At 72.8% G+C, this 15,580-nt stretch carries 17 protein-coding genes and 1 pseudogene; 15 read left to right on the top strand and 3 right to left on the bottom strand.

What is annotated here, in order from left to right; translation table 11 throughout:
- Positions 1 to 144 precede the first annotated feature (144 nt).
- From HCN51_RS07840 to HCN51_RS07830, 3 genes are read left to right on the top strand one after another with little or no spacing between them, the layout of a single operon-like run.
- Positions 145 to 537 carry a GntR family transcriptional regulator gene (locus tag HCN51_RS07840; RefSeq protein ID WP_080047233.1) on the top strand — a complete coding sequence of 131 codons (393 nt, stop codon included), beginning with the start codon at positions 145 to 147 and terminating at the stop codon, positions 535 to 537.
- The gene (locus tag HCN51_RS07835) at positions 534 to 1,436 is read left to right on the top strand and encodes an ATP-binding cassette domain-containing protein (protein WP_168008245.1); all 903 of its coding nucleotides are present in this window, start codon (positions 534 to 536) and stop codon (positions 1,434 to 1,436) included. The genes HCN51_RS07840 and HCN51_RS07835 overlap by 4 nt, the downstream gene beginning before the upstream one ends.
- Positions 1,433 to 2,497 (top strand): ABC transporter permease, encoded by a 1,065-nt coding sequence (locus tag HCN51_RS07830; protein WP_168008243.1) that lies wholly within the window; start codon positions 1,433 to 1,435, stop codon positions 2,495 to 2,497. Before HCN51_RS07835 ends, HCN51_RS07830 begins: the two co-directional genes overlap by 4 nt.
- Before the next feature lie 3 nt (positions 2,498 to 2,500).
- Here the strand turns inward: HCN51_RS07830 and HCN51_RS07825 are convergent, their stop codons facing one another.
- Positions 2,501 to 3,412 carry an alpha/beta fold hydrolase gene (locus tag HCN51_RS07825; protein ID WP_346433570.1) on the bottom strand — a complete coding sequence of 304 codons (912 nt, stop codon included), beginning with the start codon at positions 3,410 to 3,412 and terminating at the stop codon, positions 2,501 to 2,503.
- 40 nt (positions 3,413 to 3,452) lie between these two features.
- Here HCN51_RS07825 and HCN51_RS59190 point away from each other — a divergent pair, with 40 nt between their 5' ends.
- The 5 genes and pseudogenes from HCN51_RS59190 (at position 3,453) to HCN51_RS07810 (ending at position 6,256) form a co-directional block, all read left to right on the top strand.
- On the top strand, positions 3,453 to 3,743 hold the full coding sequence (locus tag HCN51_RS59190) for an SAM-dependent methyltransferase (protein ID WP_240972590.1): 291 nt from the start codon (positions 3,453 to 3,455) through the stop codon (positions 3,741 to 3,743).
- Positions 3,744 to 3,815: 72 nt separating this feature from the next.
- Positions 3,816 to 3,911 (top strand): annotated as a pseudogene (locus tag HCN51_RS61190) (SAM-dependent methyltransferase); the annotation flags it as partial.
- A 124-nt stretch (positions 3,912 to 4,035) separates the two neighbouring features.
- A complete protein-coding gene (locus HCN51_RS61185; protein WP_346433582.1) occupies positions 4,036 to 4,176 on the top strand; it encodes an SAM-dependent methyltransferase in 141 nt (46 codons plus the stop codon).
- 84 nt (positions 4,177 to 4,260) lie between these two features.
- Complete coding sequence (locus tag HCN51_RS07815; RefSeq protein WP_168008239.1) at positions 4,261 to 5,154, top strand: alpha/beta fold hydrolase; 894 nt, start codon at positions 4,261 to 4,263, stop codon at positions 5,152 to 5,154.
- Between the two features lie 7 nt (positions 5,155 to 5,161).
- Complete coding sequence (locus HCN51_RS07810) at positions 5,162 to 6,256, top strand: serine hydrolase domain-containing protein (protein ID WP_168008237.1); 1,095 nt, start codon at positions 5,162 to 5,164, stop codon at positions 6,254 to 6,256.
- A gap of 316 nt (positions 6,257 to 6,572) precedes the next feature.
- Here the strand turns inward: HCN51_RS07810 and HCN51_RS07805 are convergent, their stop codons facing one another.
- Positions 6,573 to 7,124 (bottom strand): NADPH-dependent FMN reductase, encoded by a 552-nt coding sequence (locus tag HCN51_RS07805; RefSeq protein WP_168008235.1) that lies wholly within the window; start codon positions 7,122 to 7,124, stop codon positions 6,573 to 6,575.
- 121 nt (positions 7,125 to 7,245) lie between these two features.
- On the opposite strand from HCN51_RS07805, the gene HCN51_RS07800 reads away from it, so the two are divergent.
- A complete protein-coding gene (locus tag HCN51_RS07800; RefSeq protein WP_168008233.1) occupies positions 7,246 to 8,169 on the top strand; it encodes an AraC family transcriptional regulator in 924 nt (307 codons plus the stop codon).
- Here the strand turns inward: HCN51_RS07800 and HCN51_RS07795 are convergent.
- Positions 8,142 to 9,314: a DUF418 domain-containing protein gene (locus tag HCN51_RS07795; RefSeq protein ID WP_168008231.1), complete on the bottom strand. Its 1,173-nt coding sequence runs from the start codon at positions 9,312 to 9,314 to the stop codon at positions 8,142 to 8,144. The two genes, HCN51_RS07800 and HCN51_RS07795, sit on opposite strands and share 28 nt — an antisense overlap.
- Before the next feature lie 635 nt (positions 9,315 to 9,949).
- Here HCN51_RS07795 and HCN51_RS07790 point away from each other — a divergent pair.
- From HCN51_RS07790 to HCN51_RS07765, 6 genes are all read left to right on the top strand, one after another.
- The gene (locus HCN51_RS07790) at positions 9,950 to 10,672 is read left to right on the top strand and encodes a hypothetical protein (RefSeq protein ID WP_168008229.1); all 723 of its coding nucleotides are present in this window, start codon (positions 9,950 to 9,952) and stop codon (positions 10,670 to 10,672) included.
- Between the two features lie 134 nt (positions 10,673 to 10,806).
- Positions 10,807 to 12,042 (top strand): 3-oxo-tetronate kinase, encoded by a 1,236-nt coding sequence (gene otnK / locus HCN51_RS07785; RefSeq protein ID WP_168008227.1) that lies wholly within the window; start codon positions 10,807 to 10,809, stop codon positions 12,040 to 12,042.
- 191 nt (positions 12,043 to 12,233) lie between these two features.
- Entirely contained in the window at positions 12,234 to 12,965 is a 732-nt protein-coding gene (locus HCN51_RS07780; RefSeq protein ID WP_346433569.1) for an ABC transporter permease, read from the top strand.
- Positions 12,962 to 13,888, top strand: coding sequence for an ABC transporter permease (locus HCN51_RS07775; protein ID WP_168008225.1), 927 nt, complete (start codon positions 12,962 to 12,964; stop codon positions 13,886 to 13,888). The genes HCN51_RS07780 and HCN51_RS07775 overlap by 4 nt, the downstream gene beginning before the upstream one ends.
- Before the next feature lie 73 nt (positions 13,889 to 13,961).
- Complete coding sequence (locus HCN51_RS07770; RefSeq protein WP_277349940.1) at positions 13,962 to 14,933, top strand: ABC transporter substrate-binding protein; 972 nt, start codon at positions 13,962 to 13,964, stop codon at positions 14,931 to 14,933.
- A 129-nt stretch (positions 14,934 to 15,062) separates the two neighbouring features.
- A complete protein-coding gene (locus tag HCN51_RS07765; RefSeq protein WP_168008221.1) occupies positions 15,063 to 15,491 on the top strand; it encodes an ester cyclase in 429 nt (142 codons plus the stop codon).
- Positions 15,492 to 15,580: the final 89 nt, after the last annotated feature.

Here is a 15,580-nt window from a genome sequence, read left to right as displayed (position 1 = left end):
TGCCAATCCGGGTGCGGCGGTTGTTTGCGGGAACTTGAACCGCTCGGACCGGGCACCCGTCCCGCGACGGAGGCGGGTTCTTTACCGGCACCGTATGGTCGGGGGCCTAGAAAGAACCACGAGACTAGTCAAATGGAGAAATCGGTGATCGAGTTCCATCTGGACAGCGGCTCGGGCGTGTCGCCGTACCAGCAGCTCGTCCGGCAGGTGCGGCACGCGATGCGGCTGGGCCTGCTGCGTGAGGGCGACCGGTTGCCGACGGTCAAGGAGGTCGTGGCGCAGCTCGCGATCAACCCCAACACGGTGCTGAAGGCGTACCGGGAGCTGGAGCACGAGAAGCTGGTCGCCGCCCGGCCCGGCGTCGGGACGTTCGTGACGGCGACGCTGACCGACGCCACGCTCGCCGCGCACGGCCCGCTGCGCGAGGAGCTGCGGCACTGGCTGGCCAAGGCCCGCCGCGCCGGGCTCGACGAGGAGAGCATCGAGGCGCTGTTCATGACCACCTTCCGGAACACGGCTCAGGAGGACGTCGCGTGACCGCTGCCTTACAGGCCCAGGACCTGGGCAAGAAGTACGGCCGGCGCTGGGCGTTGCGTGACTGCACGCTCGACCTCCCGGCGGGGCGCGTCGTCGGCCTGGTCGGGCCCAACGGCGCGGGCAAGAGCACGCTGCTGAAGCTCGCCTCCGGCCAGCTCGCCCCGACGTCGGGCACCGTCACCGTGCTCGGCGGCCCGCCCGCCGACCCGGCGCAGCTGTCCAGGATCGGCTTCGTCGCCCAGGACACCCCCACCTACGCGGGCCTGACCGTGGCCGACCACCTGCGGCTCGGCGCCCGGCTCAACCCCCGCTGGGATTCGGCGCTGGCCCGCGAGCGGATCGAGCGGCTCGGCCTCGACCCCGGCCGCAAGGCGGGCCGGTTGTCGGGCGGCGAGCGCGCCCAGCTCGCCCTCACCCTCGGCCTGGCCAAGCGGCCGGAGCTGCTGATCCTGGACGAGCCGGTCGCCGCGCTCGACCCGCTGGCCCGCCGCGACTTCCTGCGCGGCCTCATGGAGGCCACCGCCGAGCACGAGCTGAGCGTGCTGCTCTCCTCGCACCTCGTCTCCGACCTCGAACGCACCTGCGACCACCTGATCGTGCTCACCGACTCGCGGGTGCGTCTCGCGGGCGAGGTCGACGAGCTGCTGGCCACCCACCACCGGTTGACGGGCCCGCGCCGCGACCCCGGCCGCCTGCCCGCGGACCAGCACGTCGTCTCCGCCCGCCACACCGACCGGCAGAGCACGCTGATCGTCCGCACCGCCGGGCCGATCCTCGACCCGGCCTGGTCGGTCGGCCGGCTCACCATGGAGGACCTCGTCCTGGCCTACATGGAGCAGGCCGCCCCCGCCCCCGCGCCGGTCCCCGCTGCCCGGCCCGCGCTGGCGGTGCTGCGGTGATCTGGCTGGCGTGGCGGCAGTTCCGGGCCGCCGCCCTCATGACGGCCGCCGCGCTCGGCGTGCTCGCCGCGTTCCTCGCCGCCGGCCGCACGAGCCTGCTCGACCAGTACGAACGCGGCCTCGCCCTCTGTGGGCAGGGCGGCACGTGCGAGCGGTTCCTCGACCGGTTCTTCGACGACCACCAGACCCCGTTCGTCGGCGTCACCGCCGTCGCCCTCCTCCTGCCCGCCCTCGTCGGGATCTTCTGGGGGGCGCCGCTGGTCACGCGGGAGCTGGAGGCGGGCACGCACCTGCTGGTGTGGAGCCAGAGCATCACCCGTACCCGCTGGCTGGCCGTCAAGCTCGCGCTCGTCGGCGCGGCGGCCGCCGTGACCGGCGGGCTGGGCGGCCTCCTGGCTAGCTGGTGGGCCACCGCGCTCGACCGCGCCGCGGTGGGCTTCCCGCTGATGGGGCCGCTGGTGTTCGCCGGGCGCGGCGTCGCCCCCATCGGGTACGCGGCCTTCGCGTTCGCCCTCGGGGTCACCGTGGGGTTGCTCGTCCGCCGTCCCCTGCCCGCCATGGCCGTCACGCTGGTGCTCTTCACCGCCGTCCAGATCGGCATGCCGCTCCTGGTCAGGCCGCACCTGCTCGCGCCGGTGCACGGCACGTTCGCGCTCTCGCCCGCGAACGTGGACCAGCTCATGCGCGGCCCGGACGGGGCCGTGGTCGTGGTCGCGGACGGCCGGGTGCCGGGGGACCCCGGCGCCTGGACGCTGTCGAGCCGCGTCATCGGCCCGTCGGGCCTGGTCAGCGTGGCCGAGCCGCCTCCCGGCGGCGCCGTCATCCCCGTCGCCACCGACTCGGGCCCCTGCAGCCCCCGTGTGCCGGTCGAAGGGCCGCCTGAGCAGGGCAGGGACCTGTGCCTCGACGAGGCCAACCGGCTGGGTTACCGGCAGGACGTCACCTTCCAGCCCTCCAGCCGGTTCTGGGCGCTGCAGTGGTACGAGAGCGGCATCTACACCGTGCTCACCCTGGGGCTCGTGGGGCTGTGCCTGTGGCTGGTGCGGCGCCGTCAGTTCTGACCTTCACCGGAGAAAGGCGGACACGGCCTCCAGCCACGGGCCCGGCTGGTCCACGTGCGCCATGTGGCCGGCCTCGTCGAGGATCACGGCGCGGGCGTGCGGGATGAGCCGCGCGGCCCGCTCGGCCAGCGCGGCGGGGAACGTCATGTCCTGCCGGCCGTGCAGCAGCAGGATCGGTAGGCCGAGCGCGGCCAGGCGTTCCGGTGCGTCGTCGACGCGGGCGGTGGGCAGCGTGCCCGCCCGCCACGGGCGCAGCCACTCGGCCGAGAAGCGGATGCGGGAAAGGCGCTCGCGGTAGTCGGGCAGGGACGCGGCGCGCCAGACGGCCGCCTCGGCCCCCGCGAACGCCGCCGCCCTCGTCAGCCCGGGCCCCGGCAGCGCCGGGTCGGACGCCACATCCGCCTGAGACCGCACGTCCGCCTGGGACCGCACGTCCGCTTCCGACCACACGGCCGCCTCGGCGGCGGTGCGGCGGGCGCGTTCCGGCCAGCCGTCGAACGCGTCGGCGGGCACCGGCAGCACGGTGCTGGAGGCGATGACGAGCCGGCGCACGCGGCCGGGCGCCGCCAGGGCGAGGCGCTGCGCGATCAGGCCGCCGTAGGAGAAGCCGAGCACGTCCGCCCGGGTCACGCCAAGCGCGTCGAGGAGGGCGGCGAGGTCGGCGGTGGCGGCGTCGGGCGTGTACTGGTCGTCGGGGAGCCCCCGGGTGGACCGCCCGCAGCCCCGCAGGTCCGGAAATATCAGGTCATGGTGGTCGGCGAGCCGGACGAGCGGGTCGCGCAGGTAGGAGTGGTCCCAGTCGGGGCCGCCGTGGACGACCAGCAGCGGATTCCTGGCCGGTTTTTCGGCCGTGAGCACGGTGAACAACGTCACCGCCGGGTCCACGGAAACTCCGACGAATTTCTGATGAATCACCCGCTTGGCACCCCCGCCCTTCGGCCTACGATTTCGGTTCATGCAGGAATGGGTGCCACCCGGAGTAGGCCCCACCAAGCCCAGCATCGCCCGCGTCTACGACTATTTCCTCGGCGGCAAGGACAACTTCGAGGTCGAGCGCAGGGTGGCCGAGGAGGCACTGAAGATCGCCCCCGACGCGCGGGAGGCGGGCCGGGCCAACCGGGCGTTCCTGCGCCGCGCCGTGCACCACATGGCGGCCGAGGCCGGCATCCGGCAGTTTCTCGATCTCGGCTCCGGGCTGCTCACGCAGGGCAACCACGAACGACGTCACCACCGTCGTCCCCGGTGACATCCGCGACCCGTCCGGGATCCTGGAGCACCCGAGGTCCGCGCGCACCTCGACTTCGGCAGGCCGCTCGGGCTGCTGCTCGTCTCCGTCCTGCACCACCTCAACGACGACGAGGACCCCTCCGGCGTGATGGAGCGCTTCCGCTCGGTCCTCGCCCCCGGCGGCCGGCTCGCCATCGTGCACTTCCACAACCCCGGCGACGAGCACCCGGAGGCGTCCAGGATCGCCGTGGAGGCCGAGCGCGACTTCAACAAGAACCTCGGGCACGGGCCGCTGGCGCACGCGGGCCGAGATCGCGTCGTACTTCGGCGACCTGCAGCTCATCGAGCCCGGCCTGGTGCCGCTGGCCGAATGGCGCGGCCAGCCCGGCGACCTCATCCGCCAGGACCTGACCCATGACAACGTGCTGGCGGGCGTCGCGCGCAAGCCCTGAAAAAAGCATTTCCTCGCCATTCAGCGGCTTTCCGCGCGGCCATTCGGAAGAAATACGATGGCCGGTGAGGAGGTGGTGCCGCGAATGAGCGAGGAAAAGGCGTTCGGCGTCGGCCCGTCGAAGATCGAGATCGCGTACGAACGGCTCGGCGACCCGCAGGCGCCGCCCGTGCTGCTCGTGATGGGCGCCGGCGGGCAGCTCATCCACTGGCCCGACGGCTTCTGCGCCGAGCTCGCCGCCCGGGGCTGCCACGTGATCAGGTTCGACAACCGCGACGCCGGGCTGTCCACCCACTTCCACGACGCGCCGAAACCCGACCTGGCGGCGGCGCTGGCCGGCGACGCGTCCTCGGCCTCCTACACGCTGTCCGACCTGGCGGCCGACACCGTCGGGCTGCTCGACACGCTGGGGCTCGACAGCGCGCACCTCGTCGGCGCCTCCATGGGCGGGATGATCGCCCAGACGGTGGCGATCGAGCATCCCTCCCGGGTCCGGTCCCTCACCTCGATCATGAGCACCACGGGGGCCCCCGGCGTGGGCGGCGCCGACCGCGAGGCCCTGGCCCGGATGACCGGGCCGCCCCCGCGCACCAGGGAAGACGTGATCGAGCACTGGGTCCGGGCGTTCAGGCTCGTCGGCTCGCCCGGCTACCCGGCCGGCGACGACGAGCTGCGCGAGCGCGCCACCCTCGCCTACGACCGGGCCTACGACCCCACGGGGGTGGCGCGGCAGAGCGTCGCGGTCATCGCCTCCGGCGACCGCACGGCGCGGCTGCGCTCCGTACGGGTGCCGACGCTGGTGATCCACGGCGCCGACGACCTGATGTGCGACGTCAGCGGGGGCAGGGCCACGGCGGCGGCCATCCCCGGGGCCGAGCTGGTCGTCGTCGACGGCATGGGCCACAACCTGCCCAGGGCGCTGTGGCCCGAGCTCACCGCCCGCATCGCCGCCCTCGTGCACCGCGCGGAAGCCCGGTGAGGCGCCCTTGACCGCCTTGCGACGCAGGCTCCAGGACACCGCCGACGCGCTCGTCCGCTCCGGGGCCGAGCGCGGGCTGCAGATCGCCGTCTACCGGCACGGCGAGCAGGTCGCCGACGTCGTCGCCGGGCTGGCCGACCCCGCGACCGGGCGGCCGGTCACCCCTGACACGCCGTTCCACGCCTTCTCGGCCGGCAAGGGCCTGACCGCCACCCTCGTCCACGTGCTCGCCGAGCGCGGCGCCCTGCGCTACGACACCCCGATCGCCCGGATCTGGCCCGAGTTCGGCGCGCACGGCAAGGACACCGCCACGATCAGGGACGCGCTGACGCACGCGACCGGCGTCCCCGGCCTGCCGCCGGACCTCACGCCCGAGCACCTGTGCGACTGGCACCACATGTGCGCCCTGATCGCGGACGCCCGGCCGTGGTGGGAGCCGGGCACCGGCACCGGCTACCACTCCTACACCTTCGGCCACATCGTCGGCGAGGTCGTGCGGCGGGTCACCGGCGTGCCCGTCTCCAAGGCGTTCGCGGACGAGGTGGCCGCGCCCCTGAAGGTGCCCGGCGAGCTGTTCCTCGGCGTGCCGCGGGCCGAGCTGCGACGGCTCGCCCGCCTCGAAGACGCACCAGGGAACGGCGCCGCGCCACCTGATGGCTCGCCCGTGCTCGCCGTGGCGCCGCGTGGCGTGCTGCCCACGGCCGCGTTCGGGAACCGGGCCGACGTGCTGACCGCGGCCATCCCGGCGGCGGGCCAGTTCACCGCGCGGGCGGCGGCCCGCATGTACGCCGCGCTGCTCGGCCCCGTCGACGGTGTGCGGCTGATCTCGGCGGAGCGCCTGCGCGAGGTCGGCACGCCCGTCGTGGACGACGTGGACCGGGTGTTCGGCAACCGCGCCGTGCTCGCGAACGGCTACGCCGTCGGCCGCGTCGGCACCGATCCCGACGACACGCCGACCGTGTTCGGGTGGGCGGGCAGCGGCGGCAGCTACGCCTGCGCCGACACCGCGACGGGCGTGGCGTTCGCCGTCACGAAGAACCGGCTCGCCCCCGACTTCACCACCGCCCAGACCCTCGCCGCCATCGTGGCCGAGTCGACCTGAGGGCCCCTCCGCGAGCTGAGGGCCCCTCCGCCGCCGAGCCAGGGGCGCGTCCGGGAGAGATGCGCGCCGAGCAGGGGTGCGGCCGGGAGAGATACCCGCCCAGCCGGGGAGAGAGACCCGCCAGCCGGGGTGCGGCCGGGCAGAGATACCCGCCGAGCAGGGCGCTGCCCCGCAGCAAGACCGCGCTCGGCTCGGCGGGGGTCTCGGCGATCCTGGGCGCGGCCGCTCCGGCGAGGTCCAGCCGCATGCTCACCCCCTGCTCCAGGATCGTGCTTCCCTAGAGGGGCGGCATGGCCGGATGAATACGTAATGACGGTCACCCCCTCAGCGGGCGCAGGGCCGTACCCCACGTGTGCACCTGGTCGAGGACGCCGTTGAGCCGGTCCTCGTGGTGAGGGGCGGGGTTGAAGCCGTCGACGAAGTCGGTGTGGATGGACAGCCCGACCGATCCGGACGTGGTGGCCACGTTGAGCAGGCCAAGGACGTGCTTGAGGTGCTGGATCGCCCGCGGCGCCCCGTCCACGCCGTACCCGACGAACCCGGCGACCTTGTTGGCCCACTCCGCGTACAGGAAGTCGATCGCGTCCTTGAGCGCGCCCGGGAAGGAGTGGTTGTACTCCGGGGTCACGAACACGAACGCGTCCAGGGACGAGATCTTGGCCGACCAGCGCTTGGTGTGCTCGTGCTGGTACTCACCCATGGCGGGGTGCTGGGGCTCGTCCAGGTGGCCCAGGTCGTAGTCCTTCAGGTCGACGATCTCGTACTCGGCGTCGCCCCGCTTGACCGCCAGATCGTGCACCCACTGCGCCACCACGTCGCCGTTGCGTCCGGGACGGGTGCTGCCCAGGATGATGCCTACCTTCTGCATGTCAGTGCTTCCTCTCAGGGGTTCGGTTACCCGAATCACCTTACGAGGGAAGGCTGAGATACTGAATGCGTTGTCAGCTCAGTTTTATACGCGATCGTCTCAGGGGTTAGACTCGTCACTTATGGATGTGCTGAGCGACGTGGTCGCGTTCATGCGGACCGGGCGTCCGGTCTCCTCCCGCATCTCGTGGCGGGCGCCCTGGGGGCGGGCGTTCCCCACGACGCCCGGGTCCGCCGGGTTCCACGTGGTGCTGCGGGGGTCCTGCTGGCTGCTGCCCGAGGCGGGCGAGCCGGTCCGGCTGGGCGTGGGAGACGTGGTGTTCCTGCCACACGGCGACGGGTTCGGGCTGGCCGACGACCCCTCGACGCCGCTGACGGAGTCGGACTGCGGGCCGCACTCCGAGCTGTTCTCCTCGGCCGGCTTCGAGGGCGAGGGGGCCGAGACGGTGATCCTGTCCTGCGGCTACCACACCGCCCCCGATCGCATCCACCCCATCCTGGGCTCGCTGCCCGCCGTGATCCACCTGCCCGCCAAGCTCGGCTGCCAGCCCGAGCTGAGGTCCGCCGTCCAGCTGCTCGCCGGCGAGATCGAGAACCCGCGACCCGGCGCCGACACCGTCGTGTCGTCCCTGCTCGACATGTTGCAGCTGTACATCCTGCGGGCCTGGTTCGAGGGCGGCGACGAGCCGTGCACGCTGTCCGGCTGGGCCGCCGCGCTGGCCGACCCCGCCATCGGCCGCGCGCTCAACGCCATCCACTGCGAGCCGGGCCGCCGCTGGACGGTCGAGTCGCTGGGCGCGCACGCCGGCCTGTCCCGCGCCGGCTTCGCGCGGCGCTTCACGGCCCTGGTCGGGCAGGCGCCGCTGGCGTACCTGACCTGGTGGCGGCTGGCGAGCGCGGCCCGCATGCTGCGCGAGACCGACGCGTCGGTGGCGGAGGTGGCCGAGCGGGTGGGATACACCTCGGAGTTCGCGTTCGGCAACGCATTCAAGCGGGAGTTCGGCGTGCCGCCCGGCCGCTACCGCCGCTGCGCCGCCGTGGCCTGAGCACCGTTCGTGACGCGGCGCAGCACGTACTCGACCGGGCCGTAGCGGTGCGTGCGCAGCCACCACGCGCTCAGCGCCAGCAGGAACGTGTAGATGGCCAGGGCCACGCCCATCACGGCGAGCGGTGACAGCCTGCCCGCCAGCGCCAGGCCGTACCCGGTGAAGACCAGGCAGCACAGCACCGACTGCCCGACGTAGTTGGAGGCCGCGACCCGCCCCGCCGGCGCCAGCGCGCGCCCGGCCGCGGGGAAGCGGCGGGTCACGCGCAGCAAAGTCACCACGTACGCGGCGGCCAGCGGCACCGACGTGACCGTGCTCACCGCCTGCCCCACCAGCTCCCCCATACCGGGCATGGACGACGTCACCGCGAGCAGCACCCCGCCCGGCAGGCCGAGACCGAACCCGATCCACTGGACGCGCCGCGCCAGGTGCCACCACCGCCCGGTCTCCTCCAGCACCCGCGCCTTGCCCGCCGCCAGCCCGAACAGGAACATGGCCAGCGCCATCGGCCCCTGGAAGATCCACACCATCGCGACCAGCGGCGGGTAGAGCTCCAGCTGCAGGGTCAGCACGTCGAGCGGGCTGCCGGTGGCCAGCGCCAGCGAGCGGGCCGCCGCCAGGTCGGCGGGCGGGGCCTGGCCGGCGGCCGGGTCGAGCGTGGACAGCGCCGCCAGCCCCGCCCACAGCAGGGCCAGCACGGCCACGATGACCGTGCCCGTCACCACGGCCGTCCTCGGCCGGATGCCGCGCAACGCGAGCAGGACCAGGCCGAGCACCGCGTACAGGGTGAGGATGTCACCGATCCACAGCAGCACCCCGTGCGCGACACCGATCACGAACAGGCCCAGGCACCGGCGCAACGTCCTGGCCCGCACGCTCACGCCCGCCCGCTGCGCCGAGCGCATCTGCAGCGTGAACGAGTAGCCGAACAGGAACGAGAAGACGATGTAGAACTTGCTCAGCACGAGCGTGGTGACGACCAAGGCCACCGGGCCGCCGGGCATGGGCAGGGTGCCGTTCACGGCGTAGCCGGGGTCGGCGAAGAAGCCGATGTTGGCCACCAGGATGCCCGCGAGCGCGAACCCGCGCACCACGTCCACCTCATGGATTCGGCCGCCGGCGTGTGGCGTGCGCACTTCTGTCATGCCGCCGAAGCTACGGATGGCCGGCCCCGCCGGGCATCCGACCTTGGTCTGGGGGCGGACGACCAAAGCATCGCGGGGGTGCCGGGCTGTCCCGTGTGGCGATTGGTGGGGTAATTGGGGCAGAAGGTGGGGGGCTGCACCACAATGGGGGCATGGCACACCCTCCGCAGCCTCCGCAACCCCAGCCCCACCAGCCAGGACCGTGGGGCGGCGCACAGGGCCAGGGAGCGCCGCAAGGAAGCCACGCCCCCGCACCCGCCTACGGCCCTCCCCCGAGCTACGGCCCCCCTCAGGGCTACGGCCCGCCACCCGGCCAGGGCCCGCAACAGCCCGGCCCGAGCCACCCGCCCTACGGCCCCGGCCCGCAGCAACCAGGCTACGGACAGCCCGGCTATGGACAGCCCGGCTACGGGCAACCGGGCTACGGGCAACCGCCCACCGCCCCGGCCCCCCAGGCACCCGGGGCGGCGCCTGCCGCACAGAACACGTACGGGCTCGGTGCGCCGCCACACGCGGGCCAGCCCCCGCACGGAGGCCAGCCGCCATACGCAGGCCAGCCGCCGCACGGAGGGCAGCCGCGACCGCCGTATGGGCCGCCGGGGTATGCGCCCGCTCCCCCGGCCAAGGGCGCCAACGTGCTGCTCATCGCCCTGGTGGCCGGCCTGGCCGTGCTGCTCCTGGGGGGCGGCGGCTGGGCCGCGTACGCGTACCTGAACGCCCCGGGCCCGGCACCGACCGTCGCCCTGCCGAGCAGCACCCCCACCACGTCCGACCCCACACCGCCGCAGACCCCCGACCCGTCGGACCAGCCCACGACGGCTCCCTCCGCCTCCCCCTCCACGACCCCGGACGACACCCCGGCGACCTCGAAGCAGGCGCAGCCGGGCTCGCCGATCACGCACCAGGAGTTCGACGACTGGAACTTCGCGCTGGGCGGCATCAAGTTCAAGGCCGACAAGGTCGGCGGCTGGACGTACAGCTCGTGCACCCCGGTGGACGGCCAGGGCGTGCTGGCGAAGAACAAGTGCCGGAGGGCGGTCCAGCTCGCCTATTCCGCCTACAGCGGCCACCTGAAGGCGGTGCAGGTCATCCTGTCCTTCCCCACGGACCAGGCCGCCAAGACGACGGCCGACCGGCTGGCGAAGCTGTCGTCGGACGCCGTCAAGTGGCGCCAGGACAAGGCCCTCACCCGGTACGTCTACGGCAAGATCCTTTCGGGCGCGTCCAGGAACTACGTGGTCGTCACGATCGTCACCGCCGACAAGTCGGCCCGCCGCATGGCCCAGAACTTCCACGCCTACTTGCAGACCGACCACACCAGCTACTTCGAGCTGCGCGACCAGACCATCACGAGCTGACCGTTATGCGGCATACCGTCACGATTTGTACCGCAGCGGGGGCGCGGGACCGTCCGGTGACCGGACGCGGATAACGTCGGCATCATGTTCGACTCGCAGGACGACAGCATCGACACCAGCCCGGCGGGGCACCCATGATCGGCGCCATCGCGGACGACTTCACCGGCGCGACCGACGTCGCCGTGGCACTGCGCCGCCGGGGCCTCCGCACCCTCCTCTACTTCGGGCTCCCGCCGCAGGGCGCCCAGCCCCCCGAGCACGACGCCGTCGTGATCGCGCTCAAGACCCGCACGGTCCACAAGGCCGACGCGGTGGCCCGTTCCCTGCGCGCGCTGCGCTGGCTGCGCGCGCACGGCGCCGCCGAGCAGGTCTACTTCAAGTACTGCTCCACGTTCGACTCCACTCCGGAGGGCAACATCGGCCCGGTGCTGGACGCGCTGGCCGACGCGCTGGAGGCGCCCATCGTCCCGATGACGCCCAGCTCGCCGGAGCACGGCCGCACGCAGTACAACGGCTACCTGTTCGTCGGGGACGTGCTGCTCGGCGAGTCCCACATGCGCCACCACCCGCTCACCCCGATGACCGACTCGTACCTGCCGCGCCTGCTGGAGGCCCAGAGCGCCTACCGGTCGGGGGTGGTGACGCTGCCGCACGTGCGCGGGCAGGCGGTCGAGCGGCGGCTGGCGGAGCTGCGCGAGCAGGGGGTGCGGTACGCGTTCGTGGACGCGCTGGCGGAGGAGGACCTGATGACAGCCGGTCGCGCGCTGGTCCGCGCGCCGCTGGTGGCGGGCGCGGCGGGGCTCGCGGGCGGGCTGGCCGCGGCCCGCGCCGGGGCGGCCGGGCAGGAGGAGACGGCCGCGCCCGAGCCGTCGGGGCCGGCCGCGGTGCTGGCGGGCAGTTGCTCGTCCCGCACGTTGGAGCAGGTCCAGGTGATGATCGAGGCGGGCCGGCCGGCGCACCGGCTCGACGCGCTGACCGACCAGGACGCCGACTCGCTCGCCCGGCGCGCTCTGGCCTGGTACGACGCCCTCGACGCGAGCGACGGCGCGCCTTTGATCTACTCGTCGCTGGAGCCGGCGAAGCTGCGCCGCGTCCAGCAGGCCCTGGGGGCCGAGCGGTCGGCGGCGCTCCTGGAGTCGGCCATCGGCCGCATCGCGCGGGGGCTGGTGGAGCGGGGCGTCACCCGCCTGGTCACGGCGGGCGGCGAGACGTCAGGCGCGGTGGTGAGCGCGCTCGGGGTGCCCGGCGGCGTGATCGGGGCGGAGGCGGCACGGGGCGTCCCCTGGATCTTCGTCCCGTCCGGCCCGGCGCTGCTGCTGAAGTCCGGCAACTTCGGCGACCCCGGCCTCCTCCTGGAGGCCACCCGCTGAACCCGGCCCCCCCGGGGCAACGGCAGGCACTCGCCGATTCGCACAACTGATCGTTACGCTGGCTCCATATTCACCGTCTCGGAGAATATGGAGAGCTTCATGGCATTTCTCCCCACCGGGGCGATCTGTTGATCCCCCGGCTGCTTTTCCGGCGTCCATTCGACAGCGCGTTATTCTGCGGTTTCCTCGGCGTGACCGGCCTGCTCCTTCTCGCGGAGGCGGCCGGCCGGCTCGGGCTCGTTTCCACCGCGCAATTCCCGCTCGCCTCCACGGTGCTGGTCACCGCGGCCGGGCTGGCGGCCGATCCGGAATTCCTGCTGGACGTCGGCGCCACCTTTGCCGCGTGGGCGCTGGGGCTGGCGCTGACGGTGGCGGTCGCCGTACCGGCCGGGCTGCTGCTGGGCAGCGTGCCGGCGGTGGAGCGGGCGCTGCGGCCGGTGATCGAGTTCCTGCGGCCGATCCCGTCCGTGGCGCTCATCCCGCTCGCGGCGTTCGTGTTCACCGAGCGGCTGGACATGAAGATCGCGATGATCATGTACGCGTCCACGTGGCCGATCCTGATCAACACCATGTACGGGCTCAGGGAGGTCGATCCCCTGGCCAAGGAGACGTTGCGGACGTTCGGCTTCGGCCGGCTGGCGGTGCTGCTGCGGGTCTCGCTGCCGAGCACGGCCCCGTTCATCGCGACCGGGGTGCGGGTGGCGGCCACGATCGCGCTCATCCTGGCCATCAGCACCGAGCTGCTGGCGGGCGGCTCGGACGGAATCGGCGCGTTCATCATCCTGGCCGGCAGCAGCCCGGACGGCCTCACGCTGACCGTCGCGGCCACCGTCTGGGCCGGGCTGCTCGGCATCGCCACGAACGGCGCGTTCGTCTGGGCGGAGCGCCGCATCTTCCATTGGCACCCGGGAACGGCCCGATGACCACCCGGCGCCCCGACCCGACGAAGGGCCCGTCGACCAGGCCCTCGACCGGCCCGCGGGCCGGCACGGCGCTCCGGGCGCGGGTCGGCACGGCGCTCCGGGCGCGGGTCGGCACGGCGCTCCGGGCGCGGGTCGGCACGGCGCTCCGGGCGGCGCTGTCGCGGCTGGCCCGGCTGTGGATCGTGCCGGTCGTGCTCCTCGTGTGGGAGCTGGCCACGCGCGCCGCGCAGCACCCGTTCTTCCCGCCGCCGTCGCTCATCGTCACCCACATGCGCGAGCTGTGGTTCACCGGCTCACCCGCCACGCTCTGGCTGAACGACACCGCCCTGGCCAACTTCCCCCAGAGCCTGGGACGCCTGCTGGCGGGCTGGGTGCTGGCCGGGGCCGGCGGGGTGACGCTCGGCGTGGCCATCGGCCGCTCGCCGCTGCTCTACCGTTTCCTGGATCCGATCATCCAGTTCGGCCGGGCGCTGCCGGCGCCGGCGTTGCTGCCGATGTTCCTGGCGTTGTTCTCGACGGGCACGCGGATGCAGGTGGCCACGATCACGTTCGGGATCGTGTGGCCGGTGCTGTTCAACGCGGCCGACGGGGCGCGCAGCGTGGAGCCGGGGCACCTGGAGACGGCGCGGGTGTTCGGGCTGAGCCGCGGGCAGCGGCTCGCGCGCGTCATCCTGCCGTCGGCGGCGCCCAAGATCTTCGCGGGGTTGCGGCTCAGCCTGTCGCTGGCGCTGATCCTCATGGTCATCGCGGAGTTCTTCAGCACCGAGGGCATCGGGTTCCAGCTGCGGGCGGCGCAGCGGGCGTTCGACCTGCCGGGCGTGTGGGGGGCGATCGTGCTGCTCGGGATCTTGGGTTATCTGCTGAACCAGGGCTTTCTGCTTCTGGAGAAAAGAGCGCTCACCTGGCATGACGCAAAAATGTAGCGATTTTGTGGCACGGCGGAGTTAGGCTCGCAGATCGGCCTTATCGGACGCGTTTACCCACCGAGGAGCGTTCATGTTAGGTTTCCGGCGTTTGTCCGCCCTCTGCGTCGCGGCACTCGTGTTGACCGCCTGCGGTGGAGGAGGAAATTCGGCCCCGCCGACCAATGGCCGGGAAAAGACCGAAATCAGAATCGGGATGTTGCCGCTCCCGGAGGTGGCACCCATACAGATCGCCATCGACAAGGGCTATTTCACCGCCGAAGGGCTCAAGGTCCAGACGGAGCTGATCTCGGGCGGGGCGGCGGCGATGCCCGACCTGGTCTCCGGCAAGATCGACATCCTGCACAGCAACTACGTCTCCGCCCTGCTCGCCTCGGCCAGCGGCACCGTCAAGATCAAGATCGTCGGCGCCGCGTACACCGCGCAGCCCGGCAACTTCCTGCTCATGACGAAGAAGGGCTCGCCGATCACCGAGATCGCCGACCTCAAGGGCCACACCGTCGGCGTGAACACCCTCAACAACATCTCCACCCTCTCCGTCTCCGCCCTGCTCAAGACCGCCGGGCTGCGGCCGGAGGACGTCAAGTTCGTCGAGCGGCCGTTCCCCGAGATGGCCGGGGCGCTGGACAGCGGGCAGGTGGACGTCGCCCTGCTGCCCGAGCCGTTCCACCAGGCGGCGGCCAAGACGCTCGGCGCCGTCACGCTCACCGACATCTTCTCCGGCACGCTGACCGACTTCCCCATCGCCGGCTACCTCGTCACGGACGCCTTCGCCCAGCAGAGCCCGAAGACCGTCGCCGCCTTCCAGCGCGCCCTGCGCAAGGCGACCGAGCTGGCCCGCTCCGACTCCACCCAGGTCACCGCCGCGCTCCTGAAGTACACCAAGATCGACCAGGCGACGGCCTCCACCATGAAGCTCGGCGGCTTCACCACCACCGTGGACCCCGCGCGGGTGCAGCGGGTGGCGGACCTCATGCTGGAGTTCGGCTACCTGAAGCAGAAGTTCGACGTGTCCTCGATCCTGGCCGGCGGCGCTTCGGGCTGAGGTCCCGCCTCGGGATGCGGTCCTGACCGGACGCGCTTCCGCTGAGATCCCGCCCCGGGGTGAGATCCGGACCGGACCCGCTCCCGGCTGGGTCTCGCCTCGGGGCGGTCCGCGGCGCACACTGGCGGCATGGCCATCGACGTCGAAGCTCTGCTGCGGCTGTGGACCCACCCCCTGCCTCCCGACGACGAGGCGGCGGCCGCGGCCTTCCGCGCGTACTACACCGATCCGGTCCTGGTCAACGGCTCCCCGATGCCCGCCTCAGAGCTGGTGTCGAGGGCCAGGGCCGTCCAGGCGATGTTCGAGGACGTCCGGCAGGAGCTGCTGGAGGTCTTCCAGACGCCGGACAAGCTCGTGCTCGTCGCCCGGTCCCGCGGCAAGCACGTCGGCCCGATGGCCACCTCGGCGGGGTTGCTGAAACCCACGGGCCGCTTCCTGGACCTGCGGGTCATCGACGTCATGACGCTCACGGACGGACGCATCAGCGCCGTCTGGATGACGGCCGACGAGCTCGGCGCCCTGAAGTCCATCGACGCCGTCACCCTCACCCAGCCCTGACCCGCCCCTGCGCGAACGCCCTCACGAACCCGCCCCTTGCGCGAACGCCCTCACGAACCCGCCGCCGCCGGGCGCCCCTGACGAAGCGG

The organism is Nonomuraea composti (genome assembly GCF_012034275.1).
GTDB lineage: Bacteria > Actinomycetota > Actinomycetes > Streptosporangiales > Streptosporangiaceae > Nonomuraea > Nonomuraea composti.
Note: the sequence above shows the minus strand (reverse complement) of the source record. Positions and strands in the feature narration are given on the sequence as shown.